Annotated in this window: 1 protein-coding gene; it reads left to right on the forward strand. The window is 69.5% G+C overall.

Annotated elements, in window-relative coordinates; all coding sequences use genetic code 11:
- The coding region (locus GTW43_RS29240; RefSeq protein ID WP_161305002.1) for an ATP-binding cassette domain-containing protein at nt 1–285 on the forward strand (285 nt) is incomplete at both ends.

The raw sequence follows: 285 nt of genomic DNA on the forward strand, positions 1-285 counted from the left end.
ATGATCTTCCAGGAGCCGATGACCTCGCTGAACCCGGTGCTCACCATCGGCCGGCAGATCACCGAGGTGCTGATCCACCACCAGAAGCTGAGCAAGAAGGAGGCCCGCGCCCGCGCGGTCGAACTGCTCGACATCGTCGGCATCCCCGCCCCGGCGCAGCGCGTCGACGAGTACCCGCACCAGCTGTCCGGCGGCATGCGCCAGCGCGTGATGATCGCCATCGCGGTCGCCTGCGACCCCGCGGTGCTCATCGCCGACGAGCCGACCACCGCCCTCGACGTCACC

Source organism: Streptomyces sp. SID5785 (genome assembly GCF_009870065.1).
GTDB lineage: Bacteria > Actinomycetota > Actinomycetes > Streptomycetales > Streptomycetaceae > Streptomyces.